The 18224-nt window shown below is 55.9% G+C and carries 14 protein-coding genes; 10 read left to right on the top strand and 4 right to left on the bottom strand.

Annotated elements, in window-relative coordinates; genetic code table 11:
- Nucleotides 1-6 precede the first annotated feature (6 nt).
- Nucleotides 7-621 carry a glycerol-3-phosphate 1-O-acyltransferase PlsY gene (gene plsY, locus C7476_RS07905; protein ID WP_114429325.1) on the top strand — a complete coding sequence of 205 codons (615 nt, stop codon included), beginning with the start codon at nt 7-9 and terminating at the stop codon, nt 619-621.
- Nucleotides 618-1751 (top strand): DNA-processing protein DprA, encoded by a 1134-nt coding sequence (gene dprA, locus C7476_RS07900; protein ID WP_114429324.1) that lies wholly within the window; start codon nt 618-620, stop codon nt 1749-1751. Before plsY ends, dprA begins: the two co-directional genes overlap by 4 nt.
- Here the strand turns inward: dprA and C7476_RS07895 are convergent.
- Entirely contained in the window at nt 1719-1919 is a 201-nt protein-coding gene (locus C7476_RS07895; protein ID WP_114429323.1) for a hypothetical protein, read from the bottom strand. The two genes, dprA and C7476_RS07895, sit on opposite strands and share 33 nt — an antisense overlap.
- Nucleotides 1920-2246: 327 nt before the next feature.
- Here C7476_RS07895 and topA point away from each other — a divergent pair, with 327 nt between their 5' ends.
- The 6 genes from topA (at nt 2247) to rpmG (ending at nt 10407) form a co-directional block, all read left to right on the top strand.
- A complete protein-coding gene (gene topA / locus C7476_RS07890; protein WP_114429322.1) occupies nt 2247-4874 on the top strand; it encodes a type I DNA topoisomerase in 2628 nt (875 codons plus the stop codon).
- Nucleotides 4875-4885: 11 nt separating this feature from the next.
- The gene (gene rnr, locus C7476_RS07885; RefSeq protein WP_114429321.1) at nt 4886-7207 is read left to right on the top strand and encodes a ribonuclease R; all 2322 of its coding nucleotides are present in this window, start codon (nt 4886-4888) and stop codon (nt 7205-7207) included.
- On the top strand, nt 7207-7626 hold the full coding sequence (locus C7476_RS07880) for a DUF983 domain-containing protein (protein ID WP_114429320.1): 420 nt from the start codon (nt 7207-7209) through the stop codon (nt 7624-7626). Before rnr ends, C7476_RS07880 begins: the two co-directional genes overlap by 1 nt.
- A 145-nt stretch (nt 7627-7771) precedes the next feature.
- The gene (locus tag C7476_RS07875; RefSeq protein WP_114429319.1) at nt 7772-8509 is read left to right on the top strand and encodes an NUDIX hydrolase; all 738 of its coding nucleotides are present in this window, start codon (nt 7772-7774) and stop codon (nt 8507-8509) included.
- Between the two features lie 3 nt (nt 8510-8512).
- Nucleotides 8513-9688 (top strand): MFS transporter, encoded by a 1176-nt coding sequence (locus C7476_RS07870; protein ID WP_114429318.1) that lies wholly within the window; start codon nt 8513-8515, stop codon nt 9686-9688.
- 551 nt (nt 9689-10239) lie between these two features.
- On the top strand, nt 10240-10407 hold the full coding sequence (gene rpmG, locus C7476_RS07865; RefSeq protein ID WP_008122896.1) for a 50S ribosomal protein L33: 168 nt from the start codon (nt 10240-10242) through the stop codon (nt 10405-10407).
- Between the two features lie 82 nt (nt 10408-10489).
- Here rpmG and C7476_RS07860 read toward each other — a convergent pair whose 3' ends face one another.
- Together C7476_RS07860 and C7476_RS07855 are read right to left on the bottom strand one after the other, a co-directional pair.
- The gene (locus C7476_RS07860) at nt 10490-11869 is read right to left on the bottom strand and encodes a PleD family two-component system response regulator (protein WP_114429317.1); all 1380 of its coding nucleotides are present in this window, start codon (nt 11867-11869) and stop codon (nt 10490-10492) included.
- Between the two features lie 18 nt (nt 11870-11887).
- A complete protein-coding gene (locus C7476_RS07855) occupies nt 11888-12259 on the bottom strand; it encodes a response regulator (protein ID WP_114429316.1) in 372 nt (123 codons plus the stop codon).
- A gap of 307 nt (nt 12260-12566) precedes the next feature.
- Between C7476_RS07855 and C7476_RS07850 the strand changes: the two genes are divergently transcribed.
- Together C7476_RS07850 and C7476_RS07845 are read left to right on the top strand one after the other, a co-directional pair.
- Nucleotides 12567-12854, top strand: coding sequence for a DUF3572 domain-containing protein (locus C7476_RS07850; RefSeq protein ID WP_114429315.1), 288 nt, complete (start codon nt 12567-12569; stop codon nt 12852-12854).
- Nucleotides 12855-12938: 84 nt separating this feature from the next.
- Nucleotides 12939-14270: a DNA polymerase IV gene (locus tag C7476_RS07845; RefSeq protein ID WP_425373955.1), complete on the top strand. Its 1332-nt coding sequence runs from the start codon at nt 12939-12941 to the stop codon at nt 14268-14270.
- Nucleotides 14271-14375: 105 nt separating this feature from the next.
- Here the strand turns inward: C7476_RS07845 and dnaE are convergent, their stop codons facing one another.
- The gene (dnaE, locus tag C7476_RS07840) at nt 14376-17873 is read right to left on the bottom strand and encodes a DNA polymerase III subunit alpha (RefSeq protein WP_114429313.1); all 3498 of its coding nucleotides are present in this window, start codon (nt 17871-17873) and stop codon (nt 14376-14378) included.
- Nucleotides 17874-18224 lie beyond the last annotated feature (351 nt).

Below are 18224 nucleotides of genomic sequence, written 5' to 3'. Positions count from 1 at the left end.
CGATGCATGTCGGATTTCTTCAATGGGCAGGCAGGAATTCCGCTTCTCCTCTTTGCGCTCGTGTTCGGCTACCTGCTCGGATCCATTCCTTTTGGTCTGATCCTGACCCGCATGGCTGGCCTTGGCGACGTACGGAGCATCGGTTCCGGCAATATCGGCGCCACCAATGTTCTACGTACTGGCAACAAGAAACTCGCCGCAGCAACATTGCTGCTGGACATGCTGAAAGGCACCGTGGCGGTTATGATCGCGGGCATCGCCAGCCCTGAAGCAGCGATCATTGCTGGCTTCGGTGCTTTCCTTGGCCATATTTTCCCGGTCTGGTTGAAATTCAAGGGCGGCAAAGGTGTCGCGACCTATCTTGGCGTTCTGCTTGGGCTGTTCTGGCAAGGTGCGCTGATCTTCGCCGCCGTCTGGCTGATCATAGCCTACACGTCTCGCTATTCTTCTCTCGCGGCCCTTGTCGCGGCCATCATCGTTCCGATTGCACTCTACATAATAGGGGTGCATCAGATCGCAGCGCTTTTCCTCGTCCTGACGATCATTGTCTTCATCAAGCATAGGGCCAATATCCAGCGTCTTGTCTCAGGCACCGAAGGCAAGATCGGCGCTAAAGGATGAATGAAGAAAAGAAGGGCATACGCCTTTCTGACAGCCAGCGCTTGAGCTGGCTTCGGTTGATCCGCAGCGAAAATGTCGGTCCCGCGACGTTCCGCGATCTGATCGTTCATTGCGGTTCTGCGAGCGATGCATTGGAAATGCTGCCCGAACTCGTCAGGCGCGGCGGCGGCGGCCGGCCAATTCGAATTGCCAGTTTGCAGGACGCTGAACGCGAAATGCAGGCGGCGACAAAAATGGGCGCCGTTTTCGTCGGCATCGGTGAGCCCGACTATCCCCGCTATCTTCGCCAATGCGACAATCCCCCGCCATTGGTCGCGATCAAAGGAAATCCCGAGGTGTTCAGGCTACCGCCCGTTGCCATCGTGGGCGCACGCAACGCATCGTTGGTGGGGATCAAATTTGCGCGGATGATCGCACGGGAGCTGGGTGAAGCCGGTTACGCGATTATCTCCGGTCTTGCACGTGGAATAGATACGGCAGCCCATGAGGCCAGCCTGGACTACGGAACAGTGGCCGTCATGGCAGGCGGGCTGGACGTCCCCTATCCCCCGGAAAACCTCAATCTCTATAAGGCGATAAGCGCGCGCAATGGGGCCGCGATCAGTGAAATGCCGCTCGGTTGGGATCCCCGTGCCCGGGATTTTCCGAGGCGCAACCGTATTATCGCCGCCCTGTCGCTTGGCCTGGTTGTGGTTGAAGCCGCCGAACGCTCCGGCTCACTGATCAGTGCCCGGCTGGCGGGAGAACTTGGCAGGCTTGTTTTCGCGGTCCCTGGCTCTCCTCTCGACCCGAGGGCCAAGGGCACCAACGGGTTGTTGAAAAACGGAGCCATTGTGACAACCAGTACCGAAGACATAATAACTGCATTGACGCCACTGGTCGAACGGCCTGTGTTCGACGATCCAGCGTTTCTTGCACCAGATATGGATTTCCCGCCAATCAATCCACCCGACGAAACCGATCGGGACCGCTTCGTCAATCTACTCGGCCCCGTTCCAGTCGATATCGACGACCTGATCCGTACCAGCGAACTACACCCATCGGTGGTAATGCTGATTCTGCTCGAACTCGATCTAGCTGGACGTTTGCAGCGTCACTCAGGCGGACATGTTTCGCTTATTTATGCGTGAAGCTGTCCCCAGTTCCTTCTGCAACTGGTCACTGCTTTCGATATATGCAATTTCTATAAGATACGCCAACATCTCCAGCCGGTTCGTTTTGGCCATTGCTCGTAACTCACCGAGCATTTGCTGAATAAATCTGGCGTTTTCAATTTGATCAATTCGACTTTCGCTCATAATTTGATCCTTAAATATAAATTTATATCGAAAATATGCGCTATACTTTGACTCAGAATATCTTAATTTATGCCTATATAAGCTGCTGTTTTTTATACTCTATATACGAAACCATAAATGACTCACACAGGAATTCACCATAGGCTTGAACCCACAAGGAAAATACCATTAATTGCATAAGTTATGCGAGCAACCATAGGTTGTAATTCACGATTTTTGATGTACAGACCTTGACGTTGTGTCGAAGCCTGTTCATTTCACAGGCCTGTTCCGAAGCTAAATTAGTGCTTTTGCAATCTGACAAGGGCAGGAAAGCTCAAATCTGTAATGAATGTTGTCGTCGTCGAATCGCCTGCCAAGGCCAAAACAATCAACAAATATCTCGGTTCGGGTTATACGGTCCTGGCCTCGTTCGGCCATGTGCGCGATCTGCCGGCCAAGGATGGATCGGTGCGCCCTGACGATGATTTCTCGATGTCGTGGGAAGTCGACTCGGCCTCGGCCAAGAGACTAAGCGACATTGTCAGAGCACTGAAAGAGAGCGACGGCCTCATCCTCGCAACCGATCCGGATCGCGAAGGCGAGGCTATTTCCTGGCATGTGCTCGAAGTACTGCAGCAGAAAAAGGCTATAGGAAAAAAGGCTGTCAAGCGTGTCGTCTTCAATGCGATCACCAAGAATGCAGTGCTGGAGGCCATGGCCAATCCGCGCGACATCGATATGCCGCTCGTTGACGCCTATCTCGCACGCCGGGCTCTGGACTATCTTTTCGGCTTCACCCTCTCCCCCGTGCTTTGGCGGAAACTCCCGGGTGCACGCTCCGCTGGCCGAGTCCAGTCGGTAGCATTGCGGCTCGTCGCCGATCGCGAAGCGGAAATCGAACGCTTTATCCGCGAAGAATACTGGAATATCGCCGCGCTCTTGAAAACCCCACGCAATGACGGGTTCGAGGCACGGCTTGTATCAGTCGACGGCAAAAAACTCGGCAAGCTTGATATCAAGAATGGTGAACAGGCCGGCGAGATCCGCGGCATGCTGGAAGGCGCGTCCTTCAAGGCAGCCTCGGTCGAGGCGAAGCCGATCAAACGCAGTCCTGGCCCGCCCTTCACAACATCGAGCTTGCAACAGGCGGCCTCCGGTCAGCTCGGATTTTCCGCATCACGCACCATGCAGATTGCGCAGAAGCTGTACGAAGGTATGGATCTCGGTACCGAAACCGCCGGCTTGATCACTTACATGCGTACTGATGGCGTGCAGATGGCGCCCGAAGCCGTTCAGGCGGCGCGCCAGACGATCGGTAAGGTTTTCGGCGATAAGTATGTGCCGGAGAAGCCGCGCTTTTACGCCACGAAGGCGAAGAACGCCCAGGAAGCACACGAAGCGATCCGCCCGACCGATTTCAATCGGCATCCCAAGGACATGCGCCAGTTTCTTGATGCCGATCAGGCACGGTTGTACGAGCTGATCTGGAAGCGAGCGATCGCAAGTCAGATGCAGTCGGCGGACATCGAAAGAACGACGGTCGAAATCGATGCGCAGAACGGGTCGCGTTTCGCACAACTGCGCGCGACAGGCTCGGTTATCAGGTTTGATGGTTTTCTCGGTGCTTATACGGATCACCGCGAGGAAGAAGACGTCGATGAAGATGGTGGACGTCTCCCGGAAATCCGCTCCGGAGAGACTCTGGCCCGCGAGAAAATCAACGCAACACAGCACTCGACTGAGCCACCTCCGCGCTATTCGGAAGCAACACTCATCAAGAAGATGGAAGAGCTCGGCATCGGTCGCCCTTCCACCTATGCATCGACACTCGCCACCCTTCGCGATCGCGAATATATAACCATCGATAAGCGCAAGCTTATTCCAGAAGCCAAAGGCCGGCTGGTCATTGCCTTCCTGGAAAGTTTCTTCAAGCGCTATGTCGAATATGATTTCACCGCTGATCTTGAAGAGAAACTTGATGAGATTTCCGATGGAAAGCTGAAGTGGAAGGACGTTCTGCGGGCTTTCTGGACCGATTTCTTCGGCTCCGTCGATGGAATCAAGGAACTGCGCGTTACCAATGTGCTGGATGCATTGAACGACCAGCTTGGACCGCTGGTGTTTCCGCCGCGAGAAGATGGCAGCGATCCGCGTATCTGTCAGGTCTGCGGCACGGGTAATCTGTCGCTGAAGCTCGGCAAGTATGGCGCGTTTATCGGCTGTTCGAACTATCCTGAATGCAAATTCACGCGTCAGCTTGGCGGCAGCGAAGCGGCAAACGAAAACGGCAATGGCGGCGACGAACCAAAACTGCTCGGCAAGGATCCCTATACGGACGAGGATATTACCGCACGCAATGGCCGGTTTGGGCCCTATGTGCAGCGTGGCGAGGGCAAGGAAGCCAAGCGCGCCAGCCTGCCAAAGGGCTGGACGTTCGATACACTTGACCATGAAAAAGCGCTGGCGCTGCTCTCGCTACCTCGCGATGTGGGCCAGCATCCCGAAACGGCGAAGATGATCTCGGCCGGAATCGGACGCTACGGCCCCTACATCACGCATGACGGGACCTATGCCAATCTGGAGAATGCGGAAGACGTGTTCTCGATCGGCCTCAATCGTGCGGTTACCGTGCTTGCTGACAAGCAGGCAAAGGGCCCGGGGCGCGGTCGGGGTACGCCTGCAGCGCTCAAGGATCTTGGCGAGCATCCCGATGGCGGGGTGATAACCGTTCGCGACGGAAAATACGGCCCCTATGTGAACTGGGGCAAGGTCAATGCCACACTGCCGAAGGGCAAGGACCCGGCGGGCGTGACCGTTGAGGAAGCTCTTGCTATGATCGCTGAAAAGGCAGGCTCGAAGGGTACCAAGAAAGCACCGGCCAAGAAAGCACCGGCCAAGAAGGCAGCGGCAGCAAAAAAACCTGCCACGAAAAAACCGGCTGCGAAGAAGACTGCCACCAAAAAAGCAAGTTAGGAAAAAATCGATTGGCACGCCGTATCTCTCCCCCCAACGGAAAAAAGCGGTCTGCCAATTCTGACGCTTCCGGTCGCGAACAGCATATGCCAAGCCGCGATGAAATTCTCCAGTTTATCGAGGAAAACCCGGACCTTGCCGGCAAACGTGACATCGCCAAGGCATTCAATATCAAAGGCGATGCTCGTATTGCTTTGAAGGATATCTTGCGGGATTTGGCTGGCGACGGCTTGGTCGAAAAGCGAGCCAAGCGGCTCGCCGTACCTGGCAGCCTACCGAGCGTGGCAGTTCTCGACATTACCGGACGTGACGGCGATGGCGGGTTGATCGCCAAGCCTGCTGAATGGGACGCCAATCACCAGGAACGGCCGCCTGTCGTATTCATTCGCGCCTCACGCAACCAGAAGGGCCCGACTCCCGGCGTGGGCGATCGTGTTCTCGCCCGTATTTTTCATGGTGCTGACCCTAGCGGCCCCTCCTATACGGGACGTGTCATCAAGAAGATCGAACATCGCAAGGATGCGGTTTTGGGTGTCTTGCGCAAGCTTGACAATGGCGAGTGGCGCCTTGAACCCGTCGAACGGCGACAGGTGGAGCTCGCAATCGATCCTGCCCAGCTGAACAATGCCAAGGCAAATGACCTCGTTGAAGTCGAGGTATCTAAAATCAGCCGTTACGGACTTGCATTAGGCCGGATCACGCAGGTCGTCGGTTCCGTAGCGAGTGAGAAAGCCTTGTCGATGATCGCCATCCACGAGCATGAGATCCCGCATGTCTTTCCGGATAGCGTCACTGCGGAAGCCGAAAAGGCCAGACCCGCAACCATGGCGCATCGCGAGGACTGGCGTCATGTTCCATTGGTGACCATCGATCCAGCCGATGCAAAAGATCACGACGATGCGGTGTATGCCGAGCCTGATCCGGACGAGAAAAATCCGGGCGGCTTCATCGCGACCGTCGCCATCGCCGATGTCGCAGCCTACGTGACCCCACGTTCGCAGCTCGACCGCGAGGCATTGAAGCGCGGCAATTCGGTGTATTTCCCTGACCGCGTCGTGCCGATGCTGCCTGAACGCATTTCCAACGATCTTTGTTCGCTGAAAGAACTGGTCGACCGCCCTGCTCTTGCCGTCCGCATGATCTTTGATGCCGAAGGCCGCAAGCACTCCCATACCTTTCACCGCATCATGATGCGCTCGCACGCCCGGCTCTCCTATCCGCAGGCGCAGGCAGCAATCGATGGGGCGACGGACGAGAAGACAGCGCCGATACTCGATACGATCCTGAAGCCGCTCTGGGCGGCCTATGCCGTGCTGAAACGCGGCCGCGATGCGCGCGAACCGCTCGAACTTGATCTTCCGGAGAAGAAGATCCTGCTGACGCCCGAAGGCAAGGTCGACAAGGTCGTGATCCCGCCGCGGCTCGATGCGCACAAGCTCATCGAAGAATTCATGATCCAGGCCAACGTCGCCGCTGCAGAAACGCTCGAGCGCAAGAAACAGCCGCTGATCTTCCGCATCCACGATGCGCCTTCGCTGGCCAAGCAGGAAACCCTGCGTGAGTTCCTGCGGACCATGGATATATCGCTGGCCCGCGGCGCAGAACTGCGTCCGAACCAGTTCAACCATATCCTGAAGCGCGTCGAGGGCAGCGACAGCCAAGATCTCGTCAATCAGGTCGTGCTACGCTCGCAATCGCAGGCGGAATACAACCCCGCGAACATTGGGCATTTCGGCCTCAATCTTCATCGCTATGCGCACTTCACTTCGCCCATCCGCCGCTATGCCGACCTTATCGTGCATCGCGCGCTGATCTCGGCATTGGGCCTTGGTCCGGATGGCCTGACGCCGGACGAAGAAGCGGCATTGCCCGAAATCGCGGCCCTGATCTCGACATCGGAGCGTCGCGCCATGGCGGCTGAGCGCGACACTGTCGACCGGCTCATCGCACATTACCTGGCGGACAAGGTCGGCAGCAGTTTCGAAGGCCGCGTCCAGGGCGTTACGAAAGCCGGCCTGTTCGTCTCGCTTGCGACATATGGCGCGGACGGGTTTATCCCCATTTCAACTTTGGGTGATGATTACTATCTTTACGACGAAACCAACCACGCTCTGTCCGGCGAACGTAGTGGCAAGGGTTTCCGCCTCGGTGACGTTGTCGAGGTTCGTTTGGTCGAAGCCTTGCCAGTTGCGGGCGCATTGCGGTTCGAGATGCTTTCAGAACCGCACCCGGTGCCGAGTGGCGTTCGCTCGCACCACAAGGCAAAGCGTTTTGTACGCGGAAACCAGAAGCGTCCGTCTACCGTATCGCGGGGCGGACGAAGAGGCAGGTAATGGCAGAACAAATCTTCGGTGCCGATACGGCGCCCGCGAGAGAGCGCCGGCCGGCATGGCAGGCGATGTGGCGCGGATTGCGCTGTCGCTGCCCGCATTGTGGCGAAGGCAAGCTATTTCGCGCTTTCGTCAAGCCTGTCGATAATTGCGCCGCCTGCGGCGAGGACTACACGCATCAGCGCGCCGATGATTTTCCGGCCTATATCACCATCACGATCGTCGGCCACATCGTCCTCGGCGGATTTCTGGCCGTTGAAACCCTCTTCATACTGTCCAATTGGGTGCATCTGGCCATCTGGGTTCCCTTGACGATCCTCCTGTCGATAGGTTTGCTTCAGCCGGTCAAGGGCGCCATCATCGGGTTGCAATGGGCAAATTACATGCATGGTTTTGGCGGCGAGACGGAGGAGCCAAAATGAAAGTTCGTCCAAAGGCGGCGAAAATGGTGGATTTCGAGCACCGAAGCGCAGCGTACGTTAGGGTACGTGAGCATCGGAGCGCAGAAGAACGCCATTTGCAGCCCCTTCTTGACGAATTTTCTGACGATCAGGAGCCACGGGAACAGTGAATGATCAAGGCAATGCCATCCCGATCCAAAAAGATAAGCCGATAGTTCCTATCCGGCCACGTGATGCTGCTTCGCTGTTGCTCATCGACCGTTCTGGCAAGGATCTGCGCATCCTCATGGGAAAGCGGCACATGCGTCACGTGTTCATGCCGGGAAAATTCGTCTTTCCGGGTGGGCGGACGGAACCAGCGGACGGCCGCATATCCGCCATTGCTGAACTCTCGGATATTGATCAAGCAAAGCTGCTGACCGGCATGGGCAGTCGCTCAAGCGTTCAACGCTGCCGGGCAATCGCGCTTTCTGCCATTCGCGAAACCTACGAGGAGGCAGGGCTGCTTCTGGGACGCCGGCATCCGGATACCGTTTCGATATCGCACCCCGACTGGGCCGCTTTTGTCGAACGCGGGATTCTCCCCGATCTTTCCGTGCTGCGGTATTTTGCGAGAGCAACCACGCCCCCCGGCCGTTCCCGCCGTTTCGATACACGGTTCTTCCTTGCTTTTCGCGATGCCGTCGCGGATACCCTTCCCGAAACAACCGGGCCATCGCAGGAACTCGAAGAACTGTGCTGGTTGCCTTTCCATGAGGCCAATCAGCTCGATATTCCCGAGATCACCCGGACCATTATAAAGGAAGCCGAGGCGATACTGGCCGCAAATCCTGCCCTTGCCCCCGGCAATGACGTCATTCGATTTCGCATGAAATATGGACGCTTCGTCCGAGAGGTTTTTTGATTTATGGATGCATCGCCGACCACTGACCAGACAACCGTCCGGTCTTCCTGGCGCGCGCTTGTCGCGGCAATCGCCACCATCAGCTCCGTTGGTGTCGCCATCGGACTTGGCATTCCACTCCTGAGCGTCATTCTGGAGAGCCGGGGCCATTCGGCCACCATGATAGGTTTGAACGCCGCGGTCGCAGGTATCGCGTCAATTGTCGCCGCCCCTTTCGCTGCCCCTATCGCAGCCCGGTTCGGTGTGGTGCCGACCCTGCTTGGAATGCTGCTGATCGGCGGCTTCTCATTCGTTGGGTTCCACATCTTTACCGAGTTCTGGATGTGGGTCGTATTACGCATTTTCCTGCATTTCGCGCTGACAATGCTCTTCATTCTTTCCGAATACTGGATCAATGCCGCCGCTCCTCCCGAAAAACGCGGATTGGTGCTTGGTATTTATGCCACCGTCCTTTCCGTGGGCTTCGCGCTGGGGCCATGGCTGTTCTCGCGCATCGGCAGCGTCGGCATCATGCCGTTTGCGGTCGGCTTCGGCATCATCATCTTCGCCATGTTGCCGGTGCTTTTCGCGTGGAAGGAAAGCCCGGATTTCCATGAGGAGGAGCATGTTCCTTTCGCACCGTTCATTTGGGCAGTGCCGACGGCGACGGCGGCCGTCTTTGTCTTTGGTGCAGTAGAAACCGGTGGCTTCGCACTGTTTCCCGTCTTCGGCTCCCGGGTCGGCTATAGCGAAGCCAATGCGGCTCTCCTGCTCACGACTATCGGGCTTGGCAACGTGCTGCTGCAAATTCCAATTGGGCTCCTCAGCGATCACGTCAATGATCGTCGCAAGATCCTGCTTGTCTGCGCGTTGATCGGCTTGGCGGGCATGTGCGTCCTGCCATTCATCTATTCCAACTGGTATCTTGTCGCAGGGTTGCTGTTCGTCTGGGGCGGCGTCGTGGCTGGTCTTTACACGGTCGGCCTTGCTCATCTCGGCTCGCAACTTACCGGCCGCGAGCTTGCCTCTGCCAATGCGGCCTTCGTCTTCTGCTACGCTGTCGGCATGCTCGTCGGTCCGCAAGCCGTCGGTATCGGCATGGATATGATGGGCCCGGCCGGCTTTGCAGTCGCCCTCGCAATATTTTTTGCGGCTTACGCGCTTTTAGTGGGCTCACGCCTGATCAGCCGCAGAGGTTAGGGGTCGGGACTCTCAGCGAGTACAACTACAGCGCGCTTGGAATTATTCGCCACGGTGTTATATTGACCCCGGAGTGAGAGGCGAGCTTTCGCCCGCCTCTCTCTTCCTTATCTTTGGAAATGTACCCGGATTGCCATTGACCAGCTGGTCCGGGTTCTTTTCAAAATAAGGCTGATGCTAAACGGCGAATACCGCATAGATTCAACTCCAAGGTTGAAGGCAAGGCTCTTGCCGCAGTCGGGGGAGCCTGTCTCCCCCGATACACCGGCTGGCTCGGTGTTGCTGCTTTTGCCCTCAAAGCTCGAAGTTCGACTCATCGCGTGATTTGGGATGTTCGGCAACGAACGCAGGGTTGAATCGGAGCCCGGCAAATGCGGTGCGCGGTTGTCCTGCAAGGACCACATGCCGACGGATCGATTAAATTGGTGGGATGACCCACCTAGGCTTGACTTTTCGCCCCGTTCGGTTAAGTGTCCGGCCGAATTTCCGCTTATGGCCACGTTGCTGGACTTGCATAGCGGTCCTCAATAATCAGAACAGGTAAACTGAAAATGGCCAAGGCTGCGAATATCAAGATCAAGCTTCTGTCGACCGCTGACACCGGTTTCTTCTACGTTACGAGCAAGAACAGCCGTACCAAGACGGAGAAGATGTCTTTCCGCAAGTACGACCCGGTCGCACGCAAGCACGTTGAATTCAAGGAAACCAAGATCAAGTAATCTTGTTGTTCCGGAAACAAAAATGCCGCCTTCAGGGCGGCATTTTTGTTTGTAAATTCCATGACCCCTTGATTTTTATTCGTCAGGCCGCAGCCGACACAACGCGATTGCGTCCAGCAGCCTTTGCGCCGTAAAGAGCGTCGTCGGCCCGCTTCAACAGACTTTGGACGGTGTCATCCTTGGTCAGCACACTGGCAATACCGATGCTGATTGTTACGGGAGCGCCGGTCCCGCTTTGATTGACAACAAATGGTGTCGCTGCGACTTCGCGCCTGATGCGCTCGGCCACAACCGCAGCGAGCGCCGAATCAGTATCCGGCATCACTATGAAAAACTCCTCACCGCCATAGCGGCTCGCAAGATCGCTGCCGCGTACATTCCGCCGCAAGCGCCTTGCAAATTCCCGCAATACCTCGTCCCCGCCGTCGTGACCATGCGTATCGTTTATCAGCTTGAACCGGTCGATATCGGTCATGAGAATGGACAAGGGCCGCCGGCGTTCGACAGCGCGCTTGAACAAGGTTGCCAGATGCGTCTCAAGGTAGAGACGATTATGCAAACCGGTCAGGCTATCCGTCACCGCCATTTCGTAGGTCTTGACGACACTGGCGCGCAAACCGTCATGATAGGCTTTTCGTCGAAGCTGTGTGCGCAACCGCGCCAGCAATTCATTCGGGTTCAGCGGTCGCACCAGATAGTCGTTCACACCCAATTCCAAGGCGCGCCGGATCAACGGTTCTTCACCCCGATCCGCCACTAGGATGATAGGCAGCGATCGCGTGTTGTCGAGCGACCGCAATTGCGCACAGATGCGCAGCGGGTCAAAATTTGTGAAGCTTGACGAAATGATCAGGCAATCATGGTTGCCTTGGATAGCGTCGAAGAATCCCGTTTGCGGATCCGTTTGAACATCTACGACTCCTTCGTCGGCCAATATACGCTGAATCCGCTCGACGCTTTCGGGTCGTTCATCGATCAGCAGAACACGGGCGTTCTTGGCGCTGCCCTCGCTGCCAATTGGGAACCGCAAGATCGACTCCAACCCAACATCGCGGGTAGTAGCAACGCGCAACCGCAGCTCGTCGGTCAGGTTCTTCAACCGCACCAAGCTCTTCACGCGTGCAAGAAGTTGCAAATCGTTTACGGGTTTGGTCAGGAAATCATCAGCGCCAAAGTTCAGTCCGGTAATCCGGTCTGTGTCCTGATCCAGAGCTGTGACCAGCACCACAGGGATGTGTGCAGTAGAGGCTTGCGACTTCAGTCTGCGGCAAACTTCGAAGCCGTCCAACCCTGGCATCATGATATCAAGCAGAATGAGGTCAACATTGCTGTTCTCGCAGATCTCCAAGGCCTGATAGCCGTCCGATGCCGTGACGACTTCATAATATTCCGCGCTCAGCCGTGCTTCGAGCAGCTTCACATTGGCGGGAACATCGTCAACGACTAGAATGCGGGCCGTCATATTTTACTCCCCTGACGATCAAGCGTCGCCAAGATAAGATTTGATGGTTTCGATGAACTTCGGCACCGAGATGGGTTTTGAGATATAGGCCTCGCAACCGCCCTGCCGGATACGTTCTTCGTCGCCTTTCATGGCGAAAGCGGTAACGGCGATGATCGGGATTGCATGCAGATCGTCGTCCGCCTTCAGCCACTTCGTGACTTCCAAGCCCGACACCTCGGGCAGCTGAATATCCATGAGGATGAGATCCGGCCGATGTTCGCGAGCCAGATCGAGTGCTTCCAGCCCATTGCGGGTCCGGATGGTCTCATAGCCGCTGGCTTCAATCAGATCGCGGAAGAGCTTCATGTTAAGCTCATTATCCTCGACGATCATCACTTTCTTTACCATCGGCAATTTCCTGTTGATCATGCTTGAAAGACGCGCGCCGTCCGTGAAGAACTATGGGACAAAGATCAGGTCGCAGCCCCAACTGTATGGATGCATTTGATAGCCTGTGATGATTGATGAAAAGGTAACTCTTCAGCCCAATCCCGAAATGCTGCTGATCATGTTTAACCAAGGATTTATTGAACATCTTCTTTTGATCATATTCAACCGGCTACAGCGAAATTTGGGCACGCGAAATAGCGTGTAGGACTGTGAGACGTACTATTCTGGGTTGCAGGACCCGGCAAACCATGGACAGGCGGTGTAAATGAGGAATCAGATCAATCTCGGCGACGCGGAAACCTTGGCCATCAATGCATTGCTATTCCTGGGCGACGACAGCGAGTTGCTTGCCCGGTTCCTTGCTCTGACCGGAATTACCGCCGATCGGATTCGGACGGCGGCCGGCGAGCCGGGATTTCTGGCGGGCGTTCTCCAGTTCTACCTTGGGCACGAACCGACGTTACTGCGCTATTGCGAGGCAACAGGAACAGATCCTGCCCGATTCCAGGACGCCCTTCAGCTCCTTCCTGGTGGACGGCAAGATATCGATTGAACGGTTGATAGGCTTCGGCGGGTCGTTGCAAGGTAAAGGCACCTTCGCTAATGTCTGCTCGTTCCTTTTATGTTCCGGACCCCGATGGCAACCCTCAACGATCCGAGATTTGGTTTTTGCCGTGACTGTCTGGCAGCTCAGGCATCCGTCGGCAAACGCTGCCATATTTGTGGCAGCCCGCGTTTGCTGCGTCATCCCGAACTCTATCGCCTCAGCATCGCTCATGTGGACTGCGATGCGTTCTATGCGTCGGTAGAAAAGCGCGACAATCCGGAATTGCGAAACAAGCCTGTTATTATTGGCGGCGGGAAACGCGGCGTCGTTTCAACAGCTTGCTATGTAGCGCGCATCCATGGTGTGAAGTCGGCGATGCCGATGTTCAAAGCTCTGGAGGCTTGTCCGCACGCTGTCGTCATCAGTCCCGACATGGAAAAATATGCCCGCGTTGGTCGCGAGATCCGGCAGATGATGCGCGATTTGACGCCTTTGGTCGAGCCGTTGTCAATCGACGAAGCCTTTCTGGATCTGTCGGGGACCGAGCGTCTGCATCACGATCCACCTTCCCGTGTGATGGCGCATTTTTCAAATCGAGTAGAACGAGAAATGGGGCTTTCCGTTTCGGTCGGCATTTCCTATTGCAAGTTTCTCGCAAAGATTGCCTCGGACTTCGAGAAGCCACGCGGCTTTTCCATCATCGGACAACAAGAGGCCCCCACTTTCCTGGCGGATAAGCCGGTGACCATGATATGGGGTGTCGGCAAGGCGTTCAATGCAACGCTGGAGCGCGATGGCATTCGCACCATAGGCCAACTTCAGACGATGGAACTTGGCCCCTTGATGGCTGCCTATGGTACGATGGGGCAGCGCCTCTACCGTCTATCGCGGGGGCTTGATACGCGCCGTGTAGAACCTGACAGCGAGAGCAAAAGTGTATCTGCTGAAACGACCTTCAATGAAGATATCGCCTCGCTTGAAGAGCTCACGCCGATATTGCGATCTTTGTCGGAAAAGGTCTCGAGGCGCCTCAAAGCTGCGGACATCGCGGGAAGGACCGTCGTTCTCAAATTGAAGTCTCGGGATTTCAAACTAAGAACCCGAAACCGCCAGTTGGCCGATCCGACACAACTGGCCGACCGGATTTTCCGCACCGGTTTTTCGCTGCTTGAAAAAGAAATCGACGGCACGCGATTTCGTCTGCTCGGAATCGGCGTCAGCGACCTTGGCAACGATGATCGCGCTGACCCTCTCGACCTTGTCGATATTCAAGCGACTAAACGCGCGGTTGCCGAAACGGCGATAGACAAGCTCCGCGGGAAATTCGGCAACAATGCTGTCGAGACCGGATACACGTTCGGCAGGGTCAAATCTCGAGTCGAAGCTCGGCCAGACGATACGGATTCAAACGAAAACCAGTGAATATGGGACAAGACTCTCCAAATCTGGAACAAGAATAGCCGAATCTGGAACGAAAATTTCTACCCATAATTGCAATTCAGTTGTAACTGGTTGAGGGATTGTCCCTCAGGCCATCTCGACTTCCACAATTCCCGGTATGGCTTTCATTGCACTGGCGACCTGGGGACCGACACGATAGCGGTTCGGCAATTCGATCTCCACTTCGGTTGCGCCATTTTCCTTGATCAGGATCAAACTGACTACCTGGCCGTCGTTTTGCGGCACCAGATAGGGAGTAACGGCGCTTAATGGTTCGCTGGAACGCATATAAAGGCGCAATGCTTTCTGCATCCGGGTCGCCTCGTCTTCGAGCGATTGAGCTGTCTGGATGCGCAGACTAATGCCCTCCGGACGATCTTCGGCGCCGACAGTGACCACTACCGACCGACCGGGCTCAAGCAGGTCGCGGTACTGCGCAAGAGCTTCGGAAAAGAGCACCGCCTCGAATTGTCCTGAAGAATCAGAGAATTGGATAATTCCCATCTTGTTGCCGGTTTTGGTCTTGCGCTCCTGCTTGGCCGTAATTGTCCCGGCAAGACGCCCTGCATTGGCGCCGCGCTTGACCGCCGCCGAAAACTCCGACCAGGTCTGGACGCGCATCTTTTCCAGCACTGCCCGGTACTCGTCGAGCGGATGCGCCGAGAGGTAGAACCCCGCCGCTTCGAACTCCCGTCGCAACTTCTCCGCCGAAAGCCACGGTGCAGCCGCGGGGAGTTGGATCGTTTGGGCAGTTGCGGCCATTCCCCCGAATATATCCGCCTGACCGCTAACGCTGTCTTCCTGCGTGCGTTGTGCATGACCGATAATCCTGTCGAGCCCGGCAATCAGCGCAGGCCGTTCACGCCCGAAACAGTCGAAAGCCCCAGCATTTATAAGGCTTTCGAAGACTCGGCGGTTGACCACACGCGGGTCGATCCGCTCGCAGAAATCCTCGAGGCTGGCGTAGGGCGTCGCACCGCGCTTCTCGACAATATGATCGACAGCCGCTTCGCCAACGCCCTTGATGGCCGCCAGCGAATAGAAGATTCGGTTGTCGCCAACCTCGAACAAACGGTAAGACGTATTGACCGATGGCGTGACGACTTCGATGCCAAGCCGCACAGCTTCCCGGCGGAAATCGTTGAGCTTGTCCGTGTTGGACATGTCGTATGTCATTGATGCGGCAAGGAATTCAACTGGATAGTGGGCCTTCATGTAGGCGGTTTGGAACGACACGATCGCATAGGCTGCGGCGTGGGATTTGTTGAATCCGTAATCCGCAAACTTGGCCAACAGGTCGAAGATGAAGTTGGCTTGCGGCTTGGTCACACCACGCTCGACGGCTCCATCAACGAATCGGACCCGCTGCATGTCCATCTCGGCGCGGATCTTCTTGCCCATGGCACGACGAAGAAGATCGGCTTCGCCGAGCGTATAGCCCGACATTTCCTGCGCGATCTGCATCACCTGTTCCTGGTAAATGATGACGCCTTGTGTTTCCTTGACCAGATGATCGATTTTCGGATGGATCGACGCCATCTCTTCATCGCCATTCTTGCGCGCATTGTAGGTCGGGATGTTCTCCATCGGGCCCGGCCGATAGAGCGCGACGAGCGCGATGATATCCTCGATCCGGTCCGGCCGCATGCCGATCAGCGCCTTTCGCATACCGGTGCTTTCCACCTGGAACACGCCGACTGTCTCGCCGCGGGACAGCATCTCGTAAGTGTGCTTGTCGTCGAACGGCAGATTCGAGAGGTCCACTGTGATGCCGCGCCGCTTGAGCAGATTGACGGCTGTCTGAAGAACTGTCAGCGTTTTCAGACCAAGAAAATCGAATTTGACCAGCCCGGCTTCTTCAACCATTTTCATGTTGAACTGCGTAACCGGCATATCCGAACGCGGATCGCGGTACATCGGCACCAGTTCCGACAAAGGCCGATCTCCAATGACGATACCCGCCGCATGAGTCGATGCGTGGCGATAAAGTCCCTCCAGCTTCAGTGATATGTCGAGCAACCGCTCGACGACCGGCTCCTTGTCACGTTCTTCCCGCAATCGCGGCTCATCTTCGATTGCCTTGGACAGTGTCACAGGATTCGCCGGGTTTGCCGGCACCATCTTGGTCAGGCGGTCGACTTGTCCATATGGCATTTCCAATACACGTCCGACGTCGCGCAATACGGCGCGAGCCTGGAGCGTACCGAAGGTTATGATCTGCGCTACTTGATCACGGCCATATTTGCCCTGAACATAGCGAATAACCTCATCGCGGCGTTCCTGGCAGAAGTCGATATCAAAGTCCGGCATCGAGACGCGGTCCGGATTAAGAAAGCGCTCGAAGAGCAGGGAGAACCGAAGCGGATCGACGTCTGTGATCGTCAGGGCATAGGCGACAAGCGAACCCGCGCCTGATCCACGTCCAGGACCGACCGGGATATCATGAGCTTTGGCCCATTTGATAAAGTCGGCAACGATCAGAAAGTAACCCGGATATTTCATCCGGGTAATGATAGAAATCTCGTATTCCAGCCGTTCCGAATATTGCTCGGCTGTATGGCCACCGGCTAAACCCAGTGTCTGGATACGCTGCGCAAGGCCCTCCCTCGCCTGGCGCGCCAACTCATGGGCTTCGGCCTGCAATGCCGCTTCCGGGTCATCACTCTCGCCAGTAAAGCGCGGCAAAATCGGCGCACGGTTCTTGGGATAGTAGGAACAACGCAGTGCGATCTCTACAGTGTTCTCAACCGCCTCAGGCAGATCAGCAAATAACCCCACCATCTCGTCTTCGCTCTTGAGACAGTGGTCCGGTGTCAACCTGCGGCGATCGTCAATCGACAGAAGCGAACCAGAGGCAATCGCCAAAAGTGCATCGTGCGCTTCATAATCAGCACTTTTCGAAAAAAACACATCGTTCGTCGCCACGAGTGGCAGTTCCAGTTCGTAGGCAAGTTCAACCTGCGCTGCTTCCAATGCGCGATCGTAACCACGATGACGCTGGAGTTCGACGTAGAGCCGATCACCGAACAGCGATTTCAAATAGTTCAACCGCTGCCGTGCACGATCAATCCGATCATCCTTGATCGATTTGGCGATGGGCCCTTCGGGACCGCCAGACAAAGCGATGATACCGTCCGTACGACCTTTAAGCCATGCCGACGTGATATGCACCGGATCACCGGCTGGGGTTTCGAGGTACGCACGACTCACGAGGCGCACGAGATTGGCATAGCCTGCCTCCGTGGCCGCAAGGAGGACGAGCGGCGCCAGTCCCAGCGCTTCGCGTCTGTTAGCGCTGCGGCTTTCCTCCGCCTGGTCATGAAAGGCGATATCAAGCTGACAGCCAATAATGGGCTGTAGGCCCGCCTTCGATCCTTTCTGGGCAAATTCAAGAGCGCCAAAAAGATTATTAGTGTCGGTAATCGCAATCGCCGGCGCCTTGTTGGCAACGGCGAGATCAATGACTTTCGGGACCTGCAGGGCGCCTTCAAGTAAGGAATACGCAGAATGTACTCGAAGGTGGACGAAGCGCAGCGCTTGTTTGCTCGCGACGCTTAGACTGCTGTTGGTCTGTCCATCTGCCAATTATTCTGTCTCCGAAAACGAAACTGATTCACCGCGCATTTATAGTCGGACATGCGCGGTGAGGTGTCCACCAGTATTGAGGCTTCAGGTATTTTCATCGGTGGACAAGAATCGAGATCGCAAGCACTCAAAACGTTCCTTTGCAGTGATCCCGACCTCATCAGATTGCACTGACCCACATTGCAAACGTCGCAATGAACAGGCTGACTGTAACGAATGACATAACATCCTGGAAAAGTTCGCTCATCGGTAAAACCCTTCTTCGTTGTCTGTATGTCTATCTTTTGTTCTTTTTTTGTTCCAAAGTCAAGCACATCAAGTCGCCCATTGGTGCAATGGTTTTCGAAATAT

The sequence above is a fragment of the Phyllobacterium bourgognense genome (assembly GCF_003337575.1).
GTDB classification, from domain to species: domain Bacteria; phylum Pseudomonadota; class Alphaproteobacteria; order Rhizobiales; family Rhizobiaceae; genus Phyllobacterium; species Phyllobacterium bourgognense.
This window is presented reverse-complemented; position numbering and strand designations above follow the sequence as displayed.